Annotated in this window: 24 protein-coding genes and 1 pseudogene; 20 read left to right on the top strand and 5 right to left on the bottom strand. The window is 58.6% G+C overall.

What is annotated here, in order from left to right; translation table 11 throughout:
• Positions 1-291: 291 nt before the first annotated feature.
• The 19 genes and pseudogenes from HMPREF2943_RS11845 to HMPREF2943_RS11930 all read left to right on the top strand — a co-directional run.
• Complete coding sequence (locus HMPREF2943_RS11845) at positions 292-882, top strand: hypothetical protein (RefSeq protein WP_246817317.1); 591 nt, start codon at positions 292-294, stop codon at positions 880-882.
• Positions 883-1,012: 130 nt separating this feature from the next.
• Complete coding sequence (locus HMPREF2943_RS11850) at positions 1,013-1,939, top strand: tetratricopeptide repeat protein (RefSeq protein WP_070711829.1); 927 nt, start codon at positions 1,013-1,015, stop codon at positions 1,937-1,939.
• A complete protein-coding gene (locus HMPREF2943_RS11855; RefSeq protein WP_070445064.1) occupies positions 1,939-2,922 on the top strand; it encodes an HAD-IIA family hydrolase in 984 nt (327 codons plus the stop codon). Before HMPREF2943_RS11850 ends, HMPREF2943_RS11855 begins: the two co-directional genes overlap by 1 nt.
• Entirely contained in the window at positions 2,913-3,074 is a 162-nt protein-coding gene (locus HMPREF2943_RS12550; protein ID WP_168165683.1) for a hypothetical protein, read from the top strand. Before HMPREF2943_RS11855 ends, HMPREF2943_RS12550 begins: the two co-directional genes overlap by 10 nt.
• 40 nt (positions 3,075-3,114) lie before the next feature.
• The gene (locus tag HMPREF2943_RS11860) at positions 3,115-3,924 is read left to right on the top strand and encodes a TlyA family RNA methyltransferase (RefSeq protein WP_070711830.1); all 810 of its coding nucleotides are present in this window, start codon (positions 3,115-3,117) and stop codon (positions 3,922-3,924) included.
• Positions 3,921-4,832: an NAD kinase gene (locus tag HMPREF2943_RS11865; protein ID WP_070445071.1), complete on the top strand. Its 912-nt coding sequence runs from the start codon at positions 3,921-3,923 to the stop codon at positions 4,830-4,832. Before HMPREF2943_RS11860 ends, HMPREF2943_RS11865 begins: the two co-directional genes overlap by 4 nt.
• A 38-nt stretch (positions 4,833-4,870) precedes the next feature.
• Positions 4,871-6,547, top strand: a complete 1,677-nt coding sequence (gene recN, locus HMPREF2943_RS11870) for a DNA repair protein RecN (protein WP_070445074.1) — start codon at positions 4,871-4,873, stop codon at positions 6,545-6,547.
• A 26-nt stretch (positions 6,548-6,573) separates the two neighbouring features.
• Positions 6,574-7,758 (top strand): putative cytokinetic ring protein SteA, encoded by a 1,185-nt coding sequence (steA, locus tag HMPREF2943_RS11875; protein WP_070445078.1) that lies wholly within the window; start codon positions 6,574-6,576, stop codon positions 7,756-7,758.
• Positions 7,758-8,717 carry a copper transporter gene (locus HMPREF2943_RS11880; RefSeq protein ID WP_070711833.1) on the top strand — a complete coding sequence of 320 codons (960 nt, stop codon included), beginning with the start codon at positions 7,758-7,760 and terminating at the stop codon, positions 8,715-8,717. The genes steA and HMPREF2943_RS11880 overlap by 1 nt, the downstream gene beginning before the upstream one ends.
• Positions 8,718-9,356 (top strand): NUDIX domain-containing protein, encoded by a 639-nt coding sequence (locus HMPREF2943_RS11885; RefSeq protein WP_070445084.1) that lies wholly within the window; start codon positions 8,718-8,720, stop codon positions 9,354-9,356.
• Positions 9,357-9,397: 41 nt separating this feature from the next.
• Positions 9,398-10,276: a site-specific tyrosine recombinase XerD gene (gene xerD, locus HMPREF2943_RS11890; protein ID WP_070445087.1), complete on the top strand. Its 879-nt coding sequence runs from the start codon at positions 9,398-9,400 to the stop codon at positions 10,274-10,276.
• A gap of 45 nt (positions 10,277-10,321) precedes the next feature.
• Positions 10,322-11,437 carry a hypothetical protein gene (locus tag HMPREF2943_RS11895; RefSeq protein ID WP_070711836.1) on the top strand — a complete coding sequence of 372 codons (1,116 nt, stop codon included), beginning with the start codon at positions 10,322-10,324 and terminating at the stop codon, positions 11,435-11,437.
• A gap of 164 nt (positions 11,438-11,601) precedes the next feature.
• Entirely contained in the window at positions 11,602-12,480 is an 879-nt protein-coding gene (locus tag HMPREF2943_RS11900) for a ParA family protein (RefSeq protein WP_210386006.1), read from the top strand.
• Positions 12,481-12,489: 9 nt separating this feature from the next.
• On the top strand, positions 12,490-13,287 hold the full coding sequence (locus HMPREF2943_RS11905) for a segregation and condensation protein A (protein WP_070711839.1): 798 nt from the start codon (positions 12,490-12,492) through the stop codon (positions 13,285-13,287).
• 16 nt (positions 13,288-13,303) lie between these two features.
• A complete protein-coding gene (scpB, locus tag HMPREF2943_RS11910) occupies positions 13,304-13,918 on the top strand; it encodes an SMC-Scp complex subunit ScpB (protein ID WP_070711842.1) in 615 nt (204 codons plus the stop codon).
• Positions 13,919-14,005: 87 nt separating this feature from the next.
• Entirely contained in the window at positions 14,006-14,923 is a 918-nt protein-coding gene (locus HMPREF2943_RS11915) for a pseudouridine synthase (protein WP_070711844.1), read from the top strand.
• Entirely contained in the window at positions 14,923-15,633 is a 711-nt protein-coding gene (gene cmk, locus HMPREF2943_RS11920) for a (d)CMP kinase (protein WP_070711848.1), read from the top strand. The genes HMPREF2943_RS11915 and cmk overlap by 1 nt, the downstream gene beginning before the upstream one ends.
• Positions 15,626-17,254 carry a ribosome biogenesis GTPase Der gene (der, locus tag HMPREF2943_RS11925; RefSeq protein WP_070445106.1) on the top strand — a complete coding sequence of 543 codons (1,629 nt, stop codon included), beginning with the start codon at positions 15,626-15,628 and terminating at the stop codon, positions 17,252-17,254. Before cmk ends, der begins: the two co-directional genes overlap by 8 nt.
• An 85-nt stretch (positions 17,255-17,339) precedes the next feature.
• Positions 17,340-17,870: pseudogene (locus tag HMPREF2943_RS11930) on the top strand (anaerobic C4-dicarboxylate transporter family protein); the annotation flags it as partial.
• A 7-nt stretch (positions 17,871-17,877) separates the two neighbouring features.
• Here the strand turns inward: HMPREF2943_RS11930 and HMPREF2943_RS11935 are convergent.
• From HMPREF2943_RS11935 to HMPREF2943_RS12320, 5 genes are all read right to left on the bottom strand, one after another.
• The gene (locus tag HMPREF2943_RS11935; RefSeq protein ID WP_070445109.1) at positions 17,878-18,486 is read right to left on the bottom strand and encodes a response regulator transcription factor; all 609 of its coding nucleotides are present in this window, start codon (positions 18,484-18,486) and stop codon (positions 17,878-17,880) included.
• Positions 18,483-19,598, bottom strand: a complete 1,116-nt coding sequence (locus HMPREF2943_RS11940) for a sensor histidine kinase (protein WP_070445112.1) — start codon at positions 19,596-19,598, stop codon at positions 18,483-18,485. The genes HMPREF2943_RS11935 and HMPREF2943_RS11940 overlap by 4 nt, the downstream gene beginning before the upstream one ends.
• Entirely contained in the window at positions 19,595-20,389 is a 795-nt protein-coding gene (locus HMPREF2943_RS11945) for an ABC transporter permease (RefSeq protein WP_070445115.1), read from the bottom strand. Before HMPREF2943_RS11945 ends, HMPREF2943_RS11940 begins: the two co-directional genes overlap by 4 nt.
• A gap of 13 nt (positions 20,390-20,402) precedes the next feature.
• On the bottom strand, positions 20,403-21,341 hold the full coding sequence (locus HMPREF2943_RS11950; protein ID WP_070644628.1) for an ABC transporter ATP-binding protein: 939 nt from the start codon (positions 21,339-21,341) through the stop codon (positions 20,403-20,405).
• Between the two features lie 106 nt (positions 21,342-21,447).
• The gene (locus tag HMPREF2943_RS12320) at positions 21,448-22,290 is read right to left on the bottom strand and encodes a class I SAM-dependent methyltransferase (RefSeq protein ID WP_083315688.1); all 843 of its coding nucleotides are present in this window, start codon (positions 22,288-22,290) and stop codon (positions 21,448-21,450) included.
• An 82-nt stretch (positions 22,291-22,372) separates the two neighbouring features.
• On the opposite strand from HMPREF2943_RS12320, the gene HMPREF2943_RS11960 reads away from it, so the two are divergent.
• Positions 22,373-23,383, top strand: a complete 1,011-nt coding sequence (locus HMPREF2943_RS11960; protein ID WP_236659268.1) for a CE1 family esterase — start codon at positions 22,373-22,375, stop codon at positions 23,381-23,383.
• The last annotated feature ends 19 nt before the right edge of the window (positions 23,384-23,402 follow it).

A 23,402-nucleotide genomic window follows, 5' to 3' on the forward strand; every position in this document is an offset into this window, starting at 1 on the left:
CCGGGCCTGCTGATCAGTCACGCTGCAGGTCTGTACTTCCACGTCTGCACTTTTGTGTTGCGGACCTTTATCACGCTCACGAACTAGAATGATGTCCGTGTACACACTTCGTCCTGAGGGGTCGTTGAGGAGCTAGCGATGAGGTTTCCACAATCGCCGAGTCTTTTTAGGCATTCTTATAACCCAGTCTTCCTCAGCGATCTGAAGTCCGTACCCTATTGCAGAGAGAACGATAGTCCCTCCCCCTATAACCTTTGTCCCGTTTTCGAGTCCGAGGCACGAGTTCCTCAGATGCGCGCTATTCGCGATGGGCTGGTCTTTTTCGGGGCGATAGCCTTGATAGCAAGTTTTATCTTGTTCTTTGGCTTGCTCTTGAATAGCATGCAGGTTCCAGGGCTATTGGCGCTTCTCCTTGGCGGGTTGTTGCTTTACCTCTTTTTCCTCGTGGCCCGGCATATGCTGTTGGCCTTTAGGATTAATAAGGCTTGGAAGAAAGGCTGGATCGACTTTTATCCAGTCCTCCTCGGCAGCTTTTTCTACGACAGCAAGAGCGGAAATACTGGAAAGAAGGGTCATTTTTATACCGCAAAAGCTGTTGTCGTGGCGCCGAGCGGCGAATCCCGGATGCTCAAGGTGTTGGTGGAAGGTCTGAGCCCAGACCGAATGATTGAGGAAGGCGCAGTCTTGGCGCGGGACCGGAAGGGTCTTCGGCTTGACGCGATTCACAATAATGGCTGGACATTCTGGGCTGTCGTCCGCGGCAAGCCATTGGAGCTCGGAAGCGTGGAACATGGACTCTCCGCTGCCCAGGTGGCTGCTGGCTTGGACCGCGTGCGGCATGATTGGTCACTGGAGAGGCTGGATGCTTTTTGGTTTTCCTGAGTCTTAGACGTCAAACGGTGGTTGCGGCCCGTTTCGCCTACCAGCCAGTGTATTGCCGGTTTTGCGAAGCTGACCTGTAGACTGGTTCGGTACATACGGACGCGTCTACCGCAGAAAGTGCATGGATTTAATGTCTGAATCTAACTCCCGCGACCACGGGCGTGGCCGCGAAGGTTTCTCGGAAAGCAACCGGGGAAACAGCCGCTCTGGTGGCCGGAAGTTTGAAAAGCGTGGCGGCGCATCGGGGCGTCGTCAAGAGCGTCGCGGTGATCGTCGAGGCGGCCGCGATGGTGCTAACCCTCGCCGCAATAATCCTAAGAGGCACGGTCGTGATAAGAACAAGGCCTCTCATCCGCAACGTTCGGGCTACCGTGAGGAGCGTATCAACCGCCGCATGACGGACCCGGATCTGCCTTCTGATATCGATATCACTGATCTCGATCCTTCGGTTCTGCAGGACCTCTCCTCGCTATCGAAGGAGAACTCTGAAGCTGTGGCTAAGCACCTCATCATGGCGGCAACCTGGCTTGATGATGATCCACAGCTGTCGCTTCGCCATGCGCGCGCAGCGAAGGATCGTGCCGGTCGTGTCTCGGTTGCTCGAGAGATGAACGGTATCGCCGCTTATCGTGCAGGTGAGTGGAAGGAAGCTCTCGCAGAGCTGCGCGCTGCACGCCGTATTTCTGGTGGTCCAGGTCTGATGGCGGTGATGGCTGACTGCGAGCGCGGTCTCGGCCGCCCAGAGAAGGCTGTCGAGCTGTGGCGTAGCGAGGACGCTAAGGAACTCGCCCCGGAGGACGCTATCGAATTGGCCATTGTCGCTGCAGGCGCGCGGCTGGACATGGACCAAGCAGACTCCGCTGTGGTCACGATTCAACGTGCGCAGCCCACGAAGGACGCCAAGGGTGTCTCCGCGTGCCGTCTTGCTTATGCCTATGCGAATGCGTTGCTGGAGGCCGGCCGTAAGGATGAGGCACGGGAATGGTTCCAGCATGCTATCGAGATTGACGAAGGAGACTGGACCGACGCCGCGGAGCGTCTGGCCGAGTGTAAATAATGAGTATTCTCAAAACTCACGATTCGTTGCTATTGGATCTTGACGGGACCGTGTGGGAAGGCGGACAGGCCCTTCAATGCGTCGTTGACGTTATTAACTCCTGTGGCATTCCCGCGGTGTATGTGACGAACAATGCGTCGCGTAGCCCCCAGACCGTGGCAGACATGCTCGGTGAGATCGGGCTGGACGCTGATGCCAATCGCGTTGTCACCTCAGCCCAAGCTGTAATAAAAATCGCGCGCGAAGATCTGCCCGCGGGCGCGAAGGTCCTTGTTATTGGCGCAGACTCCTTCCGCGCGCTCGCGCGGGACGCAGGTTTCATCGTCGTCGACAGCGCCGATGATCGGCCTGCCGCCGTGCTGCAGGGCATGGATAAGTCTGTGGGGTGGGAGCAGCTCTCTGAAGGTGCGCTCGCCATCAATCAAGGTGCCAAATACTATGCCTCGAACCTGGATACGTCGCTGCCGACGGAGCGCGGAATGGCTGTGGGTAATGGCTCGCTCGTCGCGGCCGTTGTTTCGACCACCGGTGTTGAACCTATTTCTGCAGGCAAACCGGAGCCCGCTATGTTTACGCAGGCGGCCAAGCTGGTGGGGTCGACCAAACCCCTGGCTGTCGGTGACCGTCTAGACACCGATATCGTCGGCGGCAACAATGCGGCCATGGATACCTTCCACGTGCTGACAGGCGTGTCTCGTGAGCTGGCGCTCATTGAAGCAACACCGGAGGAGCGTCCGAATTTCATTGGTGCCGGATTCCACGAGCTTTCCTTGTCGGAAGCGCAAGCGCGTCCGGGCGCCCAGGGCGGGTTTAGAGCACGTTTTGACGGCTATGACATCGTTCTGCAAGGCGGTAACGAGAAGTCTACGTCGGTCGAGGCACTGCGTACCGTTTTGGAAGTAGCCTGGGCAGGCTCTGAGCCTCCGCGCTACATTCAGCCGCGGAGCGAAGCCGCGGAGAGGGTAGTATCCACATGGCAGTAAAACCCCATGACCCACGCGCAGTGTTGGCTCCAGAGACCCTCAATGCGTCCATCACCGAGATTCTCACCGAGCCGACAGAGACTCTTGAGGAAGAGCTAGCCCAGCTGGACCGCGCTCATACCGTGTTGCGCGATGCGCTCCAAGATAATTAGCGCGAATCGCCAAGGAATCTAGGGGAAAGAGGACCTAATCATGCCACCGCAACGTCGCCGCCTTGACGCAGAATTGGTGCGCCGCAAGATTGCGCGCTCACGAGAACAAGCCGTTGAGATGATCAAGGCTGGTCGGGTGACGGTTGGGGGCTTCAAGGCTACGAAACCCGCGACAGTGGTCGAGCCTGAGGTGTCGATTAAGGTCGAAGCCAGCGAGGGTGATGATTGGGCGTCGCGTGGTGCGCACAAGCTCCTCGGTGCGCTCGCGGCTTTCGACGTGGACCTCAAGGGCAAGCGTGTCTTGGACGCGGGGGCGTCCACCGGCGGTTTTACTGATGTCTGTTTGCACCACGGTGCCGCAGAAGTGCTTTCTGTTGACGTGGGCTATGGACAGCTATTGTGGCGCTTGCAGAATGATGAGCGCGTTACTGTGCTTGACCGCACCAATATTCGCAACCTGACTCTTGAACAGACGAATGGGCCTTGCGACGCTATGGTGGGTGACCTTTCGTTCATCTCCCTAAAGCTGGTACTTCCGGCAATCGTAGAATGCATGGCTGATGGCGCATGGTTATTACCCATGGTCAAGCCTCAGTTTGAAGTAGGAAAGGACCGGATTGGGGCGGGCGGAGTAGTGCGCTCGCCTGAGCTTCGCGCGGAAGTGACTAAGGACGTGGCTGTCTTCGCCCAAGAGCTCGGGTTGAGCGTCAAAGGCGTGGCGGCATCCCCACTACCTGGACCAAGCGGCAATGTTGAATACTTCCTGTGGTTGGTCAAGGATGGCTTGTCCACCCCAGAAGATAAGCTGGATGTACTCATCGACACGGCAATCAAGGAAGGACCCCAGTGAGCAGGACTAGTGCCGCGGAGGGCGCCACTCGCCGCGAAATTCTTCTTGTCCCGCACGCTAGCCGCGAGGACAACCTCGCTGCCACACACCGTGCAGCAGAGCTGCTGCAGGAGGCTGGCATCAAGGTACGCGTTTGCGGAGCGGACACCGTTCTCCCTGGGCTGCAGCACGTGCGGCATACCCCGGCGGCAGCCGAAGGCTGTGAGTTAGTCCTCGTGCTCGGTGGTGATGGCACGTTCTTGCGCGCTGCCGACATGGCACGCGCAGTAGACGTCCCCGTCCTAGGCATCAATCTGGGGCACGTGGGCTTCCTCGCAGAATGGGAAGCGGAGTCCCTAGACCGTGCGCTTGTGCGCGTCATCGAGCAGTCCTATGACGTCGAAGACCGCTTGACCATCGACGTGAGCGTCTTTGATTCGGAAGGCGAGCTGCGGGAGCGTAGTTGGGCGCTCAATGAGGCCTCCATTGAGAACCTCAACCGCTCGGGGGTCCTCGATGCCATCCTCGAGGTAGATGGGCGCCCAGTCTCAGCTTTTGGGTGTGATGGTGTTCTTATCTCCACTCCGACGGGGTCTACGGCCTATGCCTTTTCAGCGGGTGGTCCCGTCTTGTGGCCCTCTCTCGATGCCATCCTGGTGGTTCCGAACAATGCGCATGCACTGTTTACTAAACCACTCGTAGTTTCTCCGGATTCGCAGGTGGCGGTCGAATCGGCCTCGGCTACGACTCCGGCCGTGGTAATCCTCGATGGTTTCCGTGAGATTTCTATGCCGCCGGGTTCGCGCGTGGAAATCGTGCGTGGTGAAAGGCCCGTGCGCTGGGTTCGCTTGGACCAGCAGCCCTTCACCGACCGCCTCGTGTCCAAGCTCCGCCTTCCCGTGGAAGGCTGGCGCGGACCGCGGCATTAACTGCCTTAGCGCGTTTTCAGGAAGGAAGATACCGCACTGTGCTCGTAGATATCAGCATCTCTGACCTCGGCGTTATCGAAAGCTCCGCTGCGGAGCTTTCGCAGGGTCTTACCGTGCTTACCGGTGAAACTGGCGCCGGTAAGACCATGGTTGTGACTGGACTACGCCTGCTGGCTGGCGGTCGCGCTGATGCCTCACGCGTGCGCGATGGGGCCGCGAAGGCGGCTGTGGAAGGTCATTTTTCCTCCGATTCACTGGCTGTGGCGGCGTTGGTCGAGGACGCAGGGGGAGAGCCGGATGAAAACGGTGAATATATCGCCTCCCGCACGGTGTCTGCGGCGGGACGTTCACGCGCGTACCTGGGTGGGCGTTCGGTACCGGCGGCGACATTGGGGGAATTCGCTTCCCACCTCATCACTGTGCATGGACAAAATGACCAGCTGCGCTTGCTGTCGGCTGATCAACAGTTGGCCGCCATCGATCGCTTCGAGCCTTCCATCGAGAAGTTCCGTACTGCGTATACCGAGGCTTTTAGGAAGTGGCGCGCATTGGCCAAGGACTACCAGCACCGGATGGAGTCCCGTCGTGAGATGGCCCAAGAGGTGGACCGCTTGCAGTTTGCCATCAAGGAGATTTCTGATCTCGAGCCGGAGCCTGGTGAGGATGCTGAGCTCGTGACCCTGATTAAGCGTTTGCAGGACGTCGATGCTTTGCGTGAAGGCGCAGCTACTGCTCTGAGCGCTGTGGACGGTGGAGAAGGTTTTGGTGATGAGGACACTGCTGTCAATCTTGTCGGCGCAGCTGAATCGGCACTAAATGGGGCGAGCGATGCCGAGCTGACCCGGCTGGGAGAGCGGTTGGGTGAAGTCACCGCGCAGCTGACCGATATCGCTGCCGAGCTCACCACGTATTTAAGCGATCTGCCCGCGGATCCCAACCTCCTTGAGGAATCTCTGCAACGTCAGCAGGAGCTTAAGCTCCTCACGCGCAAGTATGCCGCTGACATCGATGGAGTTTTGGCCTGGCGGGACGCCGCTGAAGCGAAACTTGCGACCTTAGATACCTCCACCGAAGCCCTCGAAGCCTTGAAGAAGGACGTAATGGAGGCCGAAAAGACGATGGTGGCCAAGGCAGAAGCACTCACTGCTGCCCGTACTAAGGCAGCGAAGAAACTGGGCACCCAGGTCTCCGAAGAGATCCACGGCTTGGCCATGCCCAACTCCACCTTGACGGTCGCCGTAAAGAAGGCCAAATATTCCAAAACTGGCGCGGATGAGGTTGAGTTCCAACTCAACGGCAAGCCGCTAGCTTCCGCGGCCTCGGGAGGTGAGCTTTCCCGCGTCATGCTGGCTATGGAGGTGGTCCTGGCCAGTGGCGACGGCACCACGCTGGTCTTCGATGAGGTGGATGCCGGCGTCGGAGGGCGTGCGGCGGTGGAAATTGGGCGTCGCCTAGCACGGCTTTCGACTACCAACCAGGTCATCTGCGTTACCCACCTGCCCCAGGTAGCTGCCTATGCAGATTCGCACCTGCATGTGTCCAAAGAGAAGTTCACGTCAGGCGTGGCGGATTTGACCCCTGAGGAGCGCGTCGAGGAGCTCGCTCGTATGCTCGCTGGTCTCGATGACACCGAGACCGGTCGCGCGCACGCTCAGGAGCTTTTCGATAGAGCTCAAGCAGAAGTGGAGACTTTCCGCGCGCCTTCCACACATTGAGCGCCTAACAGGGGAAACTGTCAGGCATGAGTCTGTTTTCCCGTAACACCGATCTGCCTGGAGAACACGGCGCGCTGCGTGATTGCACCCCGGGTGGCAAGGGCATGAAGAAGTTTAGCGCCGGTGACTTCGCCGTCATCAACGCCGCCAATATTTCCCGCCAAGAGGCCCAGACCCTCGTGGACATGAAGCCGGCCGCCGTTATCAACGTCGCCGAGTTTTCCACTGGTTCTATCCCGAACTATGGCCCGCATATGCTTCTCGACGCCGATGTCACCCTCGTTGAAGGCGTCGGTCAAGACTTCGTGAGTAACTTCAAGGATGGAAAGAAGGCTCGACTTACTGAGGACGGAGCGATTTATTCTGGCGATACCCAGTTGTCCTCCGGAACGGTAGTTACTCGTGACCGGGCGGAGAAGAATTTCGCTTCTGCTCAACAGGAACTCATCGATCACATGGAGGCATATTTCGGCAACTCCATCGAGTTCATTCACTCCGAGGGGCCGCTGCTCATCGACGGCCTAGGCGTACCCGATGCGGGTTCCGACATGGCTGGCCGTAAAGTACTCGTGGTCTCGCCCTCCGAGGAACACCGTAAGAAGCTAACACTTCTGCGTAATTTCATCCGCGAGTATGAACCCATCATCATCGGCGTGGATTCTGCAGCCGATACGTTGGTAGAGCTGGGCTACCAGCCTCACTTCATCGTGGGAAATCCCTCCGAGGTGAGCTCGGAAACCTTGCGCAGCGGCGCCCAGGTCATTCTTCCCGCTGAGCCAGACGGAACCGCTGAAGGGCTCGAGCGCATTCAGGATCTGGGGATCGGGGCGATGACTTTCCCAGCAGCTACGGACTCAGCCACCGACCTTGCCCTTCTGTTAGCGGACTACCACGAGGCCCAGATGATCGTGCAGGTAGGGGGAGCTCTCGACCTCGATGACATCTTCGCCAATGAGCCGAATGCTACGCCGGCAGCCTTGCTGTGCCACATGAAGGCAGGAACGCGCCTCGTGGATGCGGACGCTGTTATTAACCTCTATACTGCGCCGAATTCCGGCGCTATGGGGTGGCTGTGGGCGCTGCTCGGCATTCTCGTGGCGCTTGCTGTGGTTATTCTGATCGTCGGCTTGGGTGGCGATGAATCCTTCCTCCAGAACTTGATCGATACCTGGAATAACTTCGCACTGAGCGTGCAGGGGTGGTTCAAGTGATGATGTCTCCTAAATCCCTCGTCGTTGCCGGGCTCGGTTTCGGCGCAGCACTAGGCATTGCACTTGGCACATTGGTGATTGCCCCCAACATGGATTCTGCCCCTGGCCCCGGCGGTGAATCCACAGATGAGGTGCGGGAAAAGTACAGCGAGCTGGTACTGGACAATAAAATTGCAGAGGCTCAGCTGGACTCTGCGGATTCCGTCATGGGCGAACTCGGCCGTTTCGTAGTCGATGGAACCCTAGTCCAGCGCCCAGTCATGGTGCTGAGCATGCCCGATGCTGATGATGCCGATGTTAAGGCCGTGAAGGATCTGCTGGGCTCGGCGGATTCCACCGATGCCGGAAGCATCAAGCTGACCGATAAATTCCTTGCCCAAGATTCGGCAGACAAGCTCCTGTCCCTCGTCACCTCTACCTTGCCGGCCGGCGCGAAGCTCGACAAAAAGAAAGTCGACGCCGGTACTCATTCCGGCCAAGCTCTCGCCGCGGGCCTGCTGATGGATGCTAAAACAACCCAGCCTCTTGCCAGCGTTGAGGACCGGGCCACCTTGCTTCGTGCCTTGCGCGATGCCGGCTATATCGACTACAAAGACGGGACTATTCTTCCAGCCCAAGCAGTCGTTGTCGTGGGCGGCGGCTTGGTCCCAGGGGATGATGCGGACAGCCCTGCCAAGAAGTACGCTATCGATACCACCGTCAAATTCCTCGAAGGTTTTGATTCCGTAGACACCGCTATGGTCTATGCCGGTCGAGTGCAGTCTGCCGGCGATGATGGAGTATTGGATAAGCTGCGTGCCGCCAAGACAGGAATCAGCACTGTGGATTCTATTGATCACCCAGTGTCCCAGATGGCGACAGTCCTGGCGGTGAAGGAACAGCTGGATGGCGGTAAGGGCGTCTACGGTTCTGCGGCGAATGCTGAAGGCGCAGCTCCGGCACTGCCGAAGGACCTCTAGATGTCCCACGATTTTCGCACGGTAGGTAGCGAGATGCTTGTCGACGCTCCCATCATCGCCGTACGTCGCGATGACGTCATCATGCCAGGGGAGGTCGTAGCGCAACGCGAGATTGTAGAGCACCTCGGCGCTGTCGCCGTTGTGGCCTTGGATGAGAACAACCGGGTCGCCATGGTGCAGCAGTACCGCCATAGCGTCGCCAAGCGCCTGTGGGAGCTACCAGCCGGATTGCTCGACGTCAAGGATGAAGATGAGCTCAGCGGCGCGCAACGCGAACTCCAGGAGGAGGCCGGGTTAGCCGCCGAGGAATGGGCAGTGTTGACCGATCTGGTGACCTCCCCGGGCTTCTGTGAGGAAGCCGTGCGCGTCTTCTTAGCGCGTGGCCTGTCCCCCGTGGAGAAGCTCGCAGCCGAAGGCGATGAAGAAGCCGACATGGATTTCGCCTGGGTGCCCCTCGCAGAGGCCGTCGAGCGAATCCTCGCGGGGGAGATCGTGAACTCGATTGCGGTGGCGGGAATTCTCGCAGCTTATGCCTGCGTGCAAGAGGGACGCACAGCGCGCTCGGTCGAAGCGCCCTTCGAGCTGCGCCCGCAATCCCTAGCGCAACGGCGCCCCGGACCGGATCTGAAGAAGCTGTGACGCAGTCAAGCCCCGCCGCAGCTGCTGGACAAGCGTGGTTGATGCACCTCATGGTGGAAAAAGGTGCCTCAAAGAATACGGTGAGCAACTACCGCCGAGATATCAATCGCTACGTTGATTGGCTCGCGGAATCCGGCATCACGGATCTGCGCCGGGTGACCCGCGCGCACGTGGAAAACTACCTCGTTTTTCTCCGAGAATCTTTGGCGCAGTCCTCTGCTAGCCGCGCACTGATTGTGGCGCGCGGCTTGCACAAGTTTGCGCTAGCGGAGGGGATGATTGAGGCGAATGTGGCTGCGGAAGTGACCCCGCCCAAGCGGGCGCAAGCGTTGCCAGAGACACTCAGCGTGCACGACGTCGAGGCTCTCCTCAACGCGATCCCCACCAATGAATCCGCAACACCCATTGATATTCGGGATCGCGCCCTTTTGGAAATGCTGTATGGAACGGGCGCCCGTATTTCCGAAGTGATTTCGCTGAGTGTGGATGATGTGACGGGTGAGGGACCGACGTCGGTGCGCGATATTCTCCTGCTGAGCGGTAAGGGCGATAAGCAGCGCCTGGTTCCGCTGGGCTCGCATGCGGTGAAAGCGGTAGAGAACTACCTGGTGCGTGCCCGACCGGTTTTGGCAACGGGGGCCTCCCACGCCTTATTCCTCAACACTCGGGGAAGGGCTTTGTCACGGCAAAGCGCCTGGGCCGCGATCAAGACCGCAGCGCAGCGCGCACACTTGAGCACTAAAATTTCTCCGCACACTTTGCGGCATTCCTTTGCTACCCACCTGCTAGAAGGCGGGGCGGATGTACGTACCGTGCAGGAGCTCTTGGGACATTCTTCCGTGACGACAACACAGATTTACACGCACGTGACCGCGGATTCGCTCCGCGAAGTATGGCGCACTGCGCACCCACGTGCCTAAAGGCACCTAGAATCATCACGACGTCTACCAATGAAAAGGATTCTTATGGCTTCAACCGCATCTTTCTCCCGAGCTTATCGCGGGATGGCTCTGGCCTTCGCGATCACCGTAGCCCCGCTGTCCGGTATCGTCGCCGGCCCCGTGAGCGGGAAGGGTGGAATAGCTGGGTTTGGGTCGGCGGTTGCGCACGCGCAAGATGCCACCATCCCGGTGCCGGCTGGTCAGACGACAACCGTCTCCTTGCCTGTGCCTGTCGATGTCAACGTGGCCTCCGATGGATGGAATGTGAGCGCTTCTGGTGGTACGGCAACGGTGACCGCGCCGGCAGCTGGAGGACAAATCAGTGTTCCGGTTACCTACCAGGGCGTGACCATGACTATCGTGCTCGTGGCAGATGCTGAGGTAACTGCCGAGGAACTCAATGACGCGGCTGAAAGTGGTGATCCGGACAGCCTCGGAGGGGGACAGCAGAACCCAGGTGGTGCGGATGGTCTCGGGGATAACGGAGATCCACAGGGTGGCACAGGCGGAGATGAAAAAGAAGGCGGAAGTGATCCTGCCACCGGCGGCTCGGCACCTGCCACGGATGGCGGTGGAAAAGGCCAAGCGCGTCCTCCGCGCACTGGCCGCGGCTGGGAGGGTGTCGATGATTCCCACGCGGCTTATGTCAACCTGGAATCCACGATCGACGGACAGACAATTACCGCCAAGCTTGGCTTCAAGCAGGCTCTAGATCTGTACAACCGCTTCAAGCATCTCGAGGATGACGGGGTCACGCTGCGCTACCTCAATGCGGAGGGCGAGTTTGTGGAAGGCGTGAAGCGCGAGATTGATAAAGGCTCGCGCACAATGACGTTGACCTATCCAGAAGGTACGGAGCCTGACAATCCTTTCATCATGCAGTTCTTTAATAAGGACACTCAGTCCGCGGAGCTGGTAGTGACGCTTACGGATCCGACTCGTGAGAACGCTGGTGAGGTACCGCCGGAGCAGCAGCTCGATTCTGATGGCGCTAACGAGTCTGACAGCGAGGATCAGAATAGCTCGAAAGTGGGAGCTGGCGTGCTCGCAGCGGGCATTGTGGGCATCGGGATCATCGCTCTCATCGTCGGGTTTATCGTGAAAAGGCGCCGTTCGACATCGAAGGAAGAGCTTTCTTAATCTAGGCTGCAGGGTTTATTCTGTGGTTTGTGCTAGCTATAATCGCGGCGCGGGCACCCAAGGGGTACCCTATAATCACAAGGATGTAAGAATGTAGCGCCGGTCGGGGCTGCAGTGTCGAAGCGGAAAGGCCGCAGAGAGGCCGTAAGGTCAAGGAAGCAGGTGTGACTGTGAGCGACGAGGGACTGTTTGAGGCCTCAGAAGCACAGGTCGGGTTGACCGGCCGCCCACTGCGGGAGCTTCCGGAACCAAAGCCGTTGGAAAAGCATGGTCCCGCGACGATTATCTCCATGTGCAACCAGAAGGGTGGCGTGGGAAAGACCACGTCCACCATTAACATGGGCGCATGTTTGGCGGAGCTCGGGCGTAAAGTCCTCCTCGTTGACTTGGATCCTCAGGGTGCTCTTTCGGCTGGTCTGGGCCTGACTCACGACCAGATCCAGGACACCATCTATGACGTCATGCTTGACAGCGAGGTCTCGGTGCACTCGGCGATTGTGCATACCGGTGTGGCTGGGCTCGACCTTGTTCCAGCCAACATCGACTTGTCCGCCGCGGAGATCCAGATGGTCAACGAGGTAGGCCGCGAGCACACTCTAGCCCGCGCGCTGCGCCCTGTGCGCAAGGACTATGACTTCATCATCATTGACTGTCAGCCCTCCCTGGGCCTGCTGACCGTCAACGCCTTGGCCTGTTCGCAGGGCGTCATCATTCCTATGGAATGTGAGTTCTTCTCCCTGCGTGGTCTCGCCTTGTTGACCGATACTGTGGAGAAGGTGGCTGACCGAATCAATTTTGACCTCGAGATCATGGGTATTCTGGTCACCATGTTTGATCGCCGCACCCGTCACGCGCGCGAGGTCATGGACCGTGTGGTGGAGTACTTCGGTGACAAGGTTTTCGATACGGTGATTACCCGCACCGTGCGTTTCCCTGAGACATCTGTCGCCGGCGAGCCCATTACTACGTGGGCCCCGAGCTCCCAGGCGGCCAAGCAGTACCGCGACCTAGCTAAAGAGGTCATTGAGCGGGCTAACGGCTAGCCGCCTACTATGACCCAACCGGAGATCACCGGCTTTCGCATCGCGCTGGGCAACTTCGAGGGCCCTTTCGATCTGCTGCTCCAGCTGATTCAGGCAAAGAAGCTGGACGTTACGGAAGTGGCGCTGTCTGAAGTTACTGACGAGTTCGTGGCTTATACACGTGCACTGGGAGAAACTGCGGACTTGGATGAGACTACGGAGTTCCTCCTTATCGCCGCCACACTCCTAGACCTGAAGGCGGCGCGTTTGTTACCGCGCGGCGAGGTTGATGACGTGGAGGACCTAGAGCTTTTGGAGACCCGCGATCTTCTTTTCGCGCGTCTGCTTCAGTATAAGGCCTATAAACAAGTCGCCGACCAGTTCGCGCAGTGGCAACGTGCTGCCCAGCGGCGCTATCCGCGGGCGGTGGCCATGGAGGAACGCTTTAGTGATCTCCTCCCGCCGGTGAAGCTTGGGCACACTCCAGCGAGCTTCGCAGAGCTGGCCGCAGGTGTTTTCCGGCCTAAACCGCCGGAGGAGGTCGCGACGGGGCACATCCACCAAGTTGCCGTTTCCGTGCCGGAGCAGGCTGGAAAGATCCTCACTACGCTCAAGCTGCTGGGTACGGGGCAGTGGATGAGCTTCGATGCCTTAACGAGGGACTGTACTGTCTCTATGGAAATCGTCGGCCGCTTCCTGGCGTTGCTGGAGCTATATAAAGCCAAGGCGGTGGATGCTTCCCAGCCGGAATCTTTGGGGCCGCTCGAACTATCGTGGACTGGACTCGACGTAGATCCGGCCGTAGTCGCAGCAGCGAACTGGGATTAAGGTACGCTACCGAGACATGGACGACACGTCATCTCCGGCACCTAGCGAAGCGGCCACCTCCAGCGGACAGGGAGCTTTGCCCCTCATCCCGCAGCTGCGCTCACGCCTCGAGTCGATACTCCTCGTCGTCGACTCGCCTGCAAGCGTGGAAGAGCTGGCCCGCGTGTTGGACGCGGAGCCCACTGTTGTCAGCGATACCTTGCGGGCTGTGGAACGAGAACTGGCCGAGCGTGGTTCCGGAATCGACCTGCGCGAGACACCCGAGGGGTGGCGCTTCTATACGCGTAAAGAGAACGCAGATGCCGTCGAGCAGTTTGTTCTCGATGGCACCCAAACCAAACTCTCCCGCGCCGCCCTGGAAACCTTGGCGGTCATTGCATACCGCCAGCCGGTAACCCGAGCTCAAGTCGCAGGTGTTCGCGGCGTTAACGTTGATGGAGTTGTCCGGACGCTCTTGTTGCGTGGACTTATTCGGGAGATAGAAAGCCCTGAGCCCTCTGTGGGACATGCGCACCAGTATGAAACCACTGAGCTTTTCCTCGAGCTACTCGGCATTGATTCTCTTGAGCGCCTTCCGGATCTTGCTCCGCTGTTGCCAGACATCGAGCAGATCGAGGAGGACTACTCATAAGGGCATACTCTGCGGTAGGATTGCGGCCGGACAGAGGCGTGTTTTCGCGCCCAGCAAATTGAAGAACTATCGAGAGGACACACTCCCGTGACTCCACCCGCTCGCCGCGACGGCACACCGGAAAAGAAAAAGCGTGACAGCGACATGATCGTCTCGAACGCTAAGCCGGCTCGCCACCAGCATGTAAAGAAGAAGGCCACCGCAGATTCCGTCGCCCGAGACCTAGGCGCGGATTGGCTGGTAGGCGCCAACAACAAGAAGAATTCCCAGAATCAGGGCGAACGCCTCCAAAAGGTGTTGGCCAAGGCCGGCGTTGCTTCGCGCCGCCACGCTGAGATCCTGATCGATGAGGGCCGAGTCGAAGTTAACGGCCAGGTCATCATCAAGCAGGGCACCCGTGTGAACCCCAACAAGGACGTCATCCGAGTTGATGGCACCCGCATCAACGTCAACGAAGAGACACAGTACTTCGTGCTCAACAAGCCCCGCGGGATGCAGTCCACCATGTCGGATGACATGGGCCGGCCTTGTGTGGGTGATGTCGTGGCTGACCGCGTCGTGGCAGGTCAACGCCTATTCCACGTCGGGCGTCTCGATGCTGACACCGAGGGCCTACTTTTACTGACTAATGATGGCGAGCTTGCTAACCGCCTCATGCACCCTAAGTACGAGGTTTCTAAGACTTACCTGGCTACCGTGCTGGGGGAGGCCGATAAGAAGTTGGTTCGCCAACTGCGTGAGGGCATCGAATTGGAAGATGGCCTGGCACAGGCAGACTATGTGCAAATCGTGGACAAGAACCAGGGCTATTCGCTGGTGCGTGTCGAATTGCACGAGGGGCGCAAGCACATCGTTCGCCGCATGCTGAAGGAAGCCGGCTACCCAGTTCAGCGCCTCGTGCGCACCAAGCTTCACACAGTACAGCTGGGCGATATGAAGCCTGGCTCCCTGCGTGCTCTTAACTCCAATGAATTGACCAGCCTGTACAAGGCGGTGGGGATGTAATGATTTCAAATATGCCCGATCAAGGCCTCATCTTGGCTGTTGACGGCCCCTCTGGGACCGGTAAGTCCACGACGTGCCGTGCGCTGGCCAAGCGGCTTGAGGCGAAGTATGTCGACACTGGGGCCATGTACCGCGTAGCTACTCTGGCTGTACTGCGCGCAGGGGTGGACCCGGCAGATACTGAAGCGGTGATTGCCGCGACTGCAGACCTTCCCCTTGAGGTCTCCGATGACCCTGATTCCACCCAGGTTATCTTCGATGGTGAAGACGTTTCCCGCGTTATCCGTGAGGATGAGGTCACCCGCAATGTCTCGGCGGTATCGGCAATCCCGGAAGTACGTCAGAACCTTGTTGAACTGCAACGGAAGCTGGCGGCACAGGCCCACCGCGCGATTGTGGAAGGACGTGACATCGGCACTGTCGTTCTCGCGGACGCCCCCGCGAAGGCGTATATGACGGCCAGTGCCGAGGTCCGCGCGCAGCGCCGCCACGACCAGAACCTCGCCGCCGGCATTGAATCGGATTTTGACACCGTGCTTGCCGACGTCGAACGGCGCGACGCCGCAGATTCCTCCCGCGCCACCTCGCCGTTGCGCCCAGCTGAGGACGCGGTGCTCGTCGATACGTCCGAGATGACCCGTGAGGAAGTCCTCGACGCACTCATCGCCGTCGTGAAAGAATCTGCTGCAAAGGAGGCCTCGAATGACTAATGAACCGCAGAATCCGGACCTGAATCCCGAGCAGCAGCCGGAAGAATTCGAGACGGAGTTTCATTACCCGGTAGGCAAGCTCGAGGAAGAGGTCGTGCGCGATCCGCACGGCGGCTGGGCGCAAAAAGATTTCGATTCCGAGGACTTCGATTATGAGTTTGACGAGTCAGAATTCGATGATTCGGAATTCGGCGAAGCTGATTTCGGTGAGCAAGACGAACCGACCGAAGGTGATGCCCCGCTGAGCGAAGAGGAATGGGCAGCACTATCGCATGCCTTCGGAGTAGGCGAGGAGCACACTGAGGAAAACCTCTGCACTGTGGCCGTGGTCGGCCGCCCGAACGTGGGCAAGTCTTCCCTGGTGAACCGATTCCTTGGCCGCCGTGAAGCAGTGGTGGAGGACCATCCTGGTGTGACCCGTGACCGTGTGTCCTACGTGGCGGACTGGAATGGCCAGCGCTTCTTCGTTCAGGACACCGGTGGTTGGGATCCGAATGTCAAGGGCATCCACGCTGCCATCGCCCGCCAAGCAGAGCAGGCTATGGAGACCGCCGATGTCATCGTGTTCGTGGTGGACACCAAGGTGGGCATCACGGAAACCGATGCTGTGATGGCTCGAAAGCTGCAGCGCTCCGAAGTTCCGGTCATTCTCGTCTCGAACAAGTTTGATTCGGAGACGATGTACGCAGATATGGCCGAGTTCTACGCGCTGGGCTTGGGAGATCCGTGGCCGGTATCCGCCCAGCACGGCCGGGGTGGCGCCGACGTCTTGGATGAGATTCTGCGTTTGTTCCCTGAGGAACCGCGCCATTCTTCGATTACTTCTGGGCCCCGCCGCGTAGCGCTGGTGGGCAAGCCAAATGTGGGTAAGTCCTCGCTTCTGAATAAGCTGACGGCGGAGGAGCGCTCCGTCGTGGACAATGCTGCCGGCACGACTGTCGACCCGGTCGACTCCTTGGTGCAGCTGGATCAGCGGCTATGGAAGTTCATCGACACTGCGGGCCTGCGCAAGAAGGTCAAGAATGCGCAGGGGCACGAGTATTACGCTTCGCTGCGCACGCGCGGCGTGATCGACGCGGCCGAGGTGTGCATCATGCTTATCGATGCCTCCCAGGAAGTCTCCGAGCAAGACCAACGCGTTCTCAATATGATTTTGGAAGCCGGTAAGGCTCTGGTTATTGCCTTCAATAAGTGGGACCTTGTGGATGAGGATCGCCGCTACTACTTGGAGCGCGAGATCGATGAGAACCTGCGGCACCTGCCGTGGGTGACCCGCGTGAATATCTCGGCGGAGACCGGCCGCGCCCTGCAGAAGCTGGAACCCGCCATGATCGAGGCTCTCGAGAGCTGGGATCAGCGCGTGTCGACTGGTCAGCTCAACAACTGGATGCGCGAGGCAATCGCCGCCAACCCGCCGCCGATGAACAATAACCGCCTCCCGCGCGTGCTGTTCGCTACCCAGGCATCCACGCAGCCGCCGACCATCGTGTTGTTTACCACCGGCTTCCTGGATGCGGGCTACCGCCGTTACTTGGAGCGCAAGTTCCGCGAGCGCTTCGGATTCCATGGCTCGCCTGTGCGCATCGCGGTGCGCGTGCGCGAGCGCCGTCAACGCCGATGAGATGTCTGGTTAGTTGACTTTCTGATTGCTGTTGGGGCGGTGCGGCTCTCTTAACAGTATGGCCGTTACGCTGGCATTATACCCAATGAACCTGGTCATCCAGATGAATATGCTGGTGGCCGGCGCCATCATTTTGCTGAGCTGCAAGGTGGAACCGGCGAAGATCGCCTCAACTCCTGTCTTTAAAGCTGGTATGACCGCAGTGTTCTCAGTATTCGGCGTGGCCTGGATGGCAGACACCTTCTTCCAAGCCCACATCGATGCCCTGGAATCCAACCTTGGCAGCGTCGTCGAAGCCGCTCCATGGGCCTACGCTGTCGTCTTGGTTATCGTGTCTAAGCTGGTCAATTCCCAGGCTGCGGCACTCGTAGCTATTGCTCCCATCGGGCTCCAGCTAGGCATTGACCCAGCGGTCATCGTGGGCTTCTACGGTGCTGCTTACGGCTACTTCATTCTGCCGACGTACCCCTCCGATTTGGCCTGCATTGGCTTCGACCGAACCGGTACGACACACATCGGCAAATTCGTCATCAACCACTCGTTCATCATCCCCGGCGCCATCTCTGTCGTTACCTCCTGCGTAGTCGGTTCTGTGCTCGCGCAGATCCTGCTCTAAGTCCCTCCTAAATCCAGCCATTAGCTTCGGCTCGCCGTGCAGCTTCGAAGCGATTTGCTGCCCGCGTCTTCGCCATAATTGCGGAGACGTGGTTGCGCACGGTCCCGCCGCTGAGGTGAAGCTGTGAAGCGATGTCGGCGGAGCCGAGCCCACGCAGCAGTAGGCGACAGACCTCTACTTCTCTTTCGCTCAAAGGATTGTCGGGGGAGAAGAGAATATCTTGAGCAAGCTGCGGATCGATGACTCGCATACCGGAATGGACTCGGCGGATGGCATCAGCGAGTTCGTCGGGCGGGGTGTCTTTGACCAGAAAGCCATCGACACCTGCCTGGAGCGCACGCTTGACGTAACCAGAGCGCCCGAATGTGGTGACGATAAGGCTGCGGCAGCCAGTATCTGCGATAGTTTGTGCCGCATCGATGCCGTTCATGCCGGGCATTTCAATATCCAGTAGAGCCACGTCAACGCTGTGCTTAGCGACGAGTGCAGCGACCTCTGTCCCGGAAGCGCAGTCCGCTACGACTTCTATGTCCGGTTCGGTGTTGAGCAGTGCAGTGAGCGCTCCGCGGACCAGTGACTGGTCTTCGGCGATAAGAACTCGGATCGAAACTGTCATGGCTGCTGAAACTCCTTTACCTCGGTGGTGTTTTCAAGAGTCAAGAGGACAGAGGTTAAGCCGTCGCTACGCCGGATTATGAGGTCGCCGCCCGCGTCGTCAGCACGGCGGCGAAGGCCAGCAAGGCCTGTGAGGCCGGCGGCAAGCGCCTGCTTAGCGTCCTCCGTGAAGCCGCCGCCGTTATCCGTCACTTGCAAGGAGTTTTCGTCTAGGGTTACCCAGCACTCCGTGGCACCAGAATGCCGCACCACATTGGTGGTGAGTTCCCGCAGTGCCCAGGAGAAAAGATCCTCATGTGACTGGGGCTGCGTAAATGTATCGGGAAGGTGGGTTGTGATTCCGGCAGTGTCCAAGATGCGGCGGGCCGCCTGGATCTCACCGGCAAAAGTGGGGTTCTTCATCCGTGTAACTGTCGAGCGGATCTCTGCAAGGGACAGCCTTGAAAGAGCGCTAATTTCCTCGAGCTCGGCGGCTGCTGTCGACGGATCATGGTCGATCAGGCGGAGGGCTACTTCTGACTTGAGATTAATAGCCGTGAGGGTATGACCGAGGAGATCGTGAATATCTGCGGCGATGTCTTCACGTTGTTGAGCTAAATCCAAGTCGTGGCGCAAGGCGGTTTCAGTGTCATCGCGCTGGGACAAAGTGCCCAGCGTCAAGATGAGCAGCGGCCACCCGAAGAGGATGAGTGCGAAATCGATAAAGCGCTGCTCCGCGTAAAACCAAAGAGGGATACCAACTACGGCACCGGTCAGGGCAATGATGGTGGACGCTGTTTTGAGCGGTTGTGTGAAGGACACTAAGGCCCCAAGGTAGGGCGCGAAGACCACAGCCCAGACACCGTGAGATGGAATAGCTAAAAGCGCTAGCAGTGCGAGGATGAGCCACCACGTAGCTACGCGACGCTGGTAGGACCACTCCTGTGGGTAGGAGTGCAACGTTCCGAAAGCAAGAGAATAGGCCACGCAGAAGACGACGGTGATTGCCACTGCCCAGAAACGCCGTCCTGCAGAAGTAGTGGGTTGGAAGAGGATTTGCAGCAGTACAGGAAGGAGAAATATCAGCCAGACTGCGGCGAAGGCGGCATCGCGGGCCTTGAAGCTGTGCATCATGCTCGGTCTTTGTCGCGGCTGCGAAGAAGTAAGCACGTCCCGACGAAAACCACTGTCCATACCGCGATACTAACCCATGCGTACCAGAGAGGATCTTTGATAAAAAGCTGATGGCCATTGATCATTTGAGCTCCTTCAGACAGCGGCCAACGAGCAAGAGCTTGTGCGCCGTACATGGGGGAGAAGCGTCCTACGTCAAGAAGGTTTTCCTTGAGCGGCATGAAGACGTTTCCGGCAAAGGCGAGGATGACTATGCTAGAGGAAGCAATGGACACACTGTTTTCCGATGGAATGAGCATGGCCCAAGCCATGCCGTAGAAGCCGAAGGGGATGGCGCAGGCTACGGTAGCAAGAAAAGCCAGCACCCACTGTTCCAGCTGCATGTTGGCTTTGGTCAGCGCCCCAGTGATGAAAACGGCGGCGATAGGCAAGATAGCTCGAACCGCAATGTTGAGGAAGTGAGCGATTCCCAGCTGGACAGGCTGCAGGGGAGTAAGAGCCAATTGCCGGCCCCACCCCGCGCGGTTCTCTGCGATCATTGAGCCAGCAGCGCCTACAGCACCTGTGGCACCGGCATAGAGCGCCATGCCGATCATGACCATGGCAGCAACGTTTCCGCCGTTGAACTCAACGTCGCCATATTCTTGCATCGCGCCGAAGAGAATGTAGAAGATGATCGGTAGCCCAATACTAAAGAAGAGCGTTGGTAGGTCGCGGCGCAATCGCTTGAGGTCGTGACCGGCGTACCGTAGCGTGGCGGCAAGGTTGGGTGATGCCATGCGTGTGCTCATGGTGGTTGTCTCCTTAAAGATTGGCGGTAGTCGGGGATGCGTTGGAAAGCTCCAAGAAGGAATCCTCCAAGCTATGGCCAGCGATGGTGATATCGCGAGCTGCAGTTTTAGTGAGCAGGAAGCGGGCCACAGCGTCAGAGTCCCGTGTAGTGATGGTGAGGCCAGTTTTGGTGCGTTCTAGGCGGACAACTCCCGGAAGATCAGCACTCAAGAGGGAATCAGGCAGCCCATCGGGAAAGGTGGCGCGAATAATCCGGGTGGAGTTAGATTTGCGGATCTCCTCCGTGGAGCCGTCGGCTTGAACCTCGCCCTTGTTGAGCATGACGATGCGCTGGGCAAAAGAATCTGCTTCCTCAAGGTAATGAGTAGTAAGGACGATGGTCCGGCCGGATTCAGCCTCGTGGTGCATGGCCTCCCAGAAGTGACGCCGAGCCGCGGCATCCATGCCGGCCGTGGGTTCGTCGAGAAGCAACAGCTCCGGATCCCCCAACAGCGCTAAGCCGAACCGCACACGCTGTTGCTCGCCGCCGGAGCATTTCCCCACCCGGCGCGAGAGAATATCGCCTAAGTTCGCGCGCTCAATAATGTCCTTTAATGGGCGGTGGGATGGGAAAGCCGCGCCAAGGAGCTCGAGGGTTTCCTTCACCGTGATATCTGGGAGTAAGCCGCCGGATTGCATGACCGCGCCGATGCGTCCAGTCTTCGCTGCTTCCTTTGGCGAGGTGCCGAGCACGTTAATTGTCCCTGAAGTTGGACTCGTGAGCCCAAGGATGAGGTCAATGAGCGTGGTCTTGCCAGCGCCATTCGTACCCAGCAAACCGACGATTTCACCCCGTTGAATGGTGAGGGAGACATCGTGAAGCGCTGGAACAGGTTCTCGGGAGGATGCGTTGAAGACTTTGCCGACGCCCCTGACATCTACGGCCGGCGGGAGTGTAGGTGTTGTGCTCATATCTTCACGCTATGGCTGTGAAGTATTTGCAGCGTAGAAGAGGTGTCACCAATCGGTGATGACAGTTGTCATGGCTGCCGAAGGCCCGCTCCTGGCCATGGCGGAACTACTCGCCATGGCGGCCCAACAAGAATACATCCGTACGGTACGGGATGCTCAGCGCTTGTCCGGGGCTAAACCCCATGTGCTCGTAGAGGTACCAGTTGAGGTTGTGCGTCATGCGTTCATGGATTTTCGCTCCATTGCGAAGCCAGTATGAGCGAGTATGCATGAGTGCATGCAGATCTTCGGGGCACAGCTCGTGTTCCCACGTTAAGCGAAGCTCCTCACGGAGCGTCCACGGATCGCTCAAAGCGGGATAGAAACCGGGACGGTGGATATCACCTGAATGCATGATGCGGGAGAGCCGGAGGATCCATGGGTCAGCGTGAACGTCTAGAGTATTCCACACCAAAAGCACTTTTCCCCCTGGGCGGAGCACTCGGTCAAATTCCGCACAAGCTCGATCGACATCGACCCAGTGCCAGGTTTGAGCACAGGTGATGGCGTCGAGGGAGGCGGTATCCGCAGCTGTGTTCTCAGCGGTGGCGCGCCAGCAGGGAATCCCCAGGCGTACCAATACTCGTGCCATATCAGGGGAAGGATCGCTGGCGTAGACGACAGGATTGTGCAGTGACTCGGTCAGTTTGCCGGTTCCTGCCCCAACGTCGAGGACGGTGTGTGCAGAGGAAATAAGTTGCGATACTTCCGGCGGATATCCAGGACGAGCATCGTGGTAGACGTCGGCTCCTTGTTGGAAAGCTCGGGCAGAATGCACCCGCTGTTGAGCAGTGCCGAAGTTAGGAGATTCTTTTCCGGATGCGTGCCGGTAGCTGGGGTAATGCTCGGGTAGTGGGTGCGGAGAGGGTACGCCCAAGGAATCGGATGGGTCGGAAGGCAAAGAGCTCATGATGCCCTCAAACTTACCGTGGTGCTGCAGGTTCGTGGATGTTGGTGGGATGTTTTAAGGTGGACGAGGATATTTTCCGATAATGAATGTGGCGAGGGGAATGATGGGCGAAGATTCCGCAACGCGGCTGCGCCGGTTGCGTGCGCTCGCTGGGTCTGTCGCCGTCGCGGCAACTGTCATGGCGTTGGCGTCGTGCAGCTCGCCTGAAGAGGAAGCACCTACGTCAACCTCCCCAGCAGAGTGGACAAATGATCTCGGTATCCCACTAGCTCCTATGCTGGTCGGCCCGGAGCCTGGACACACGAAGAAAGTTCGGTTGGCCTCTGGTCGGAGCTTCCTTCTCCATGTGCCTGAAAACTACACGCCTGAGCGTTCCTGGCCGGTGCTGCTATCTTTCCACGGGTATACAGATTCTCCGGAGAATATGGAGCAGTACACCCAATTCAATGCCGCTCACGCCATCGTTGCCTACCCAGCGGGGGAGAAGGCCGCGTGGGCGCCAGCCCCCTACGCTGCTACTAGCGCTGAAGAAGACCTAGAATTCGTTCGCTCTCTCGTGGATAGTCTGCGTTCTACTTACGAGGTGGACGATAACGCCATCTATGCCGCAGGTCTGTCCAACGGCGGGGGGTTCGCAGCCTTCCTGGCCTGCCGGATGCCGGGCACCTTTCGATCTGTAGCGACAGTTTCGGCGGCATATTACGAAGGAATCCATACCAATTGTTTGGATAAACCTGTCGGCCGTTTGGATATCCACGGTACAAAAGATCCCGTAGTTAATTACGAAGGCGGAGTGCGCCACGATACTGCCTATTCTTCAGTAGCAGAGGTGCTCGGGCAGGATCAGCGGCGCAATGACTGTCGAGGGGACGTCGATTCCGTGCGCCTGACAAACGGTGCCACTAGAGAGACCTGGACTGCCTGTGAAGCACCGCTACAGCACATCCGCATCGAAGGCGGATCTCACGTATGGCCGGGCGGAAACAATGACACGAAAATCGAAGTCGGACAAGGATTCGCCACCGATGCAGTACTGGATTTCTTTGGCATCCCCGGGCGCCCAGAAGGCACCGAAGAGCACGGCGTGGCCTAGGGGGCGTTACTGCGCGGTT

Source organism: Corynebacterium sp. HMSC072D12 (genome assembly GCF_001813925.1).
In the GTDB taxonomy this organism is placed as follows: Bacteria; Actinomycetota; Actinomycetes; order Mycobacteriales; family Mycobacteriaceae; genus Corynebacterium; species Corynebacterium aurimucosum.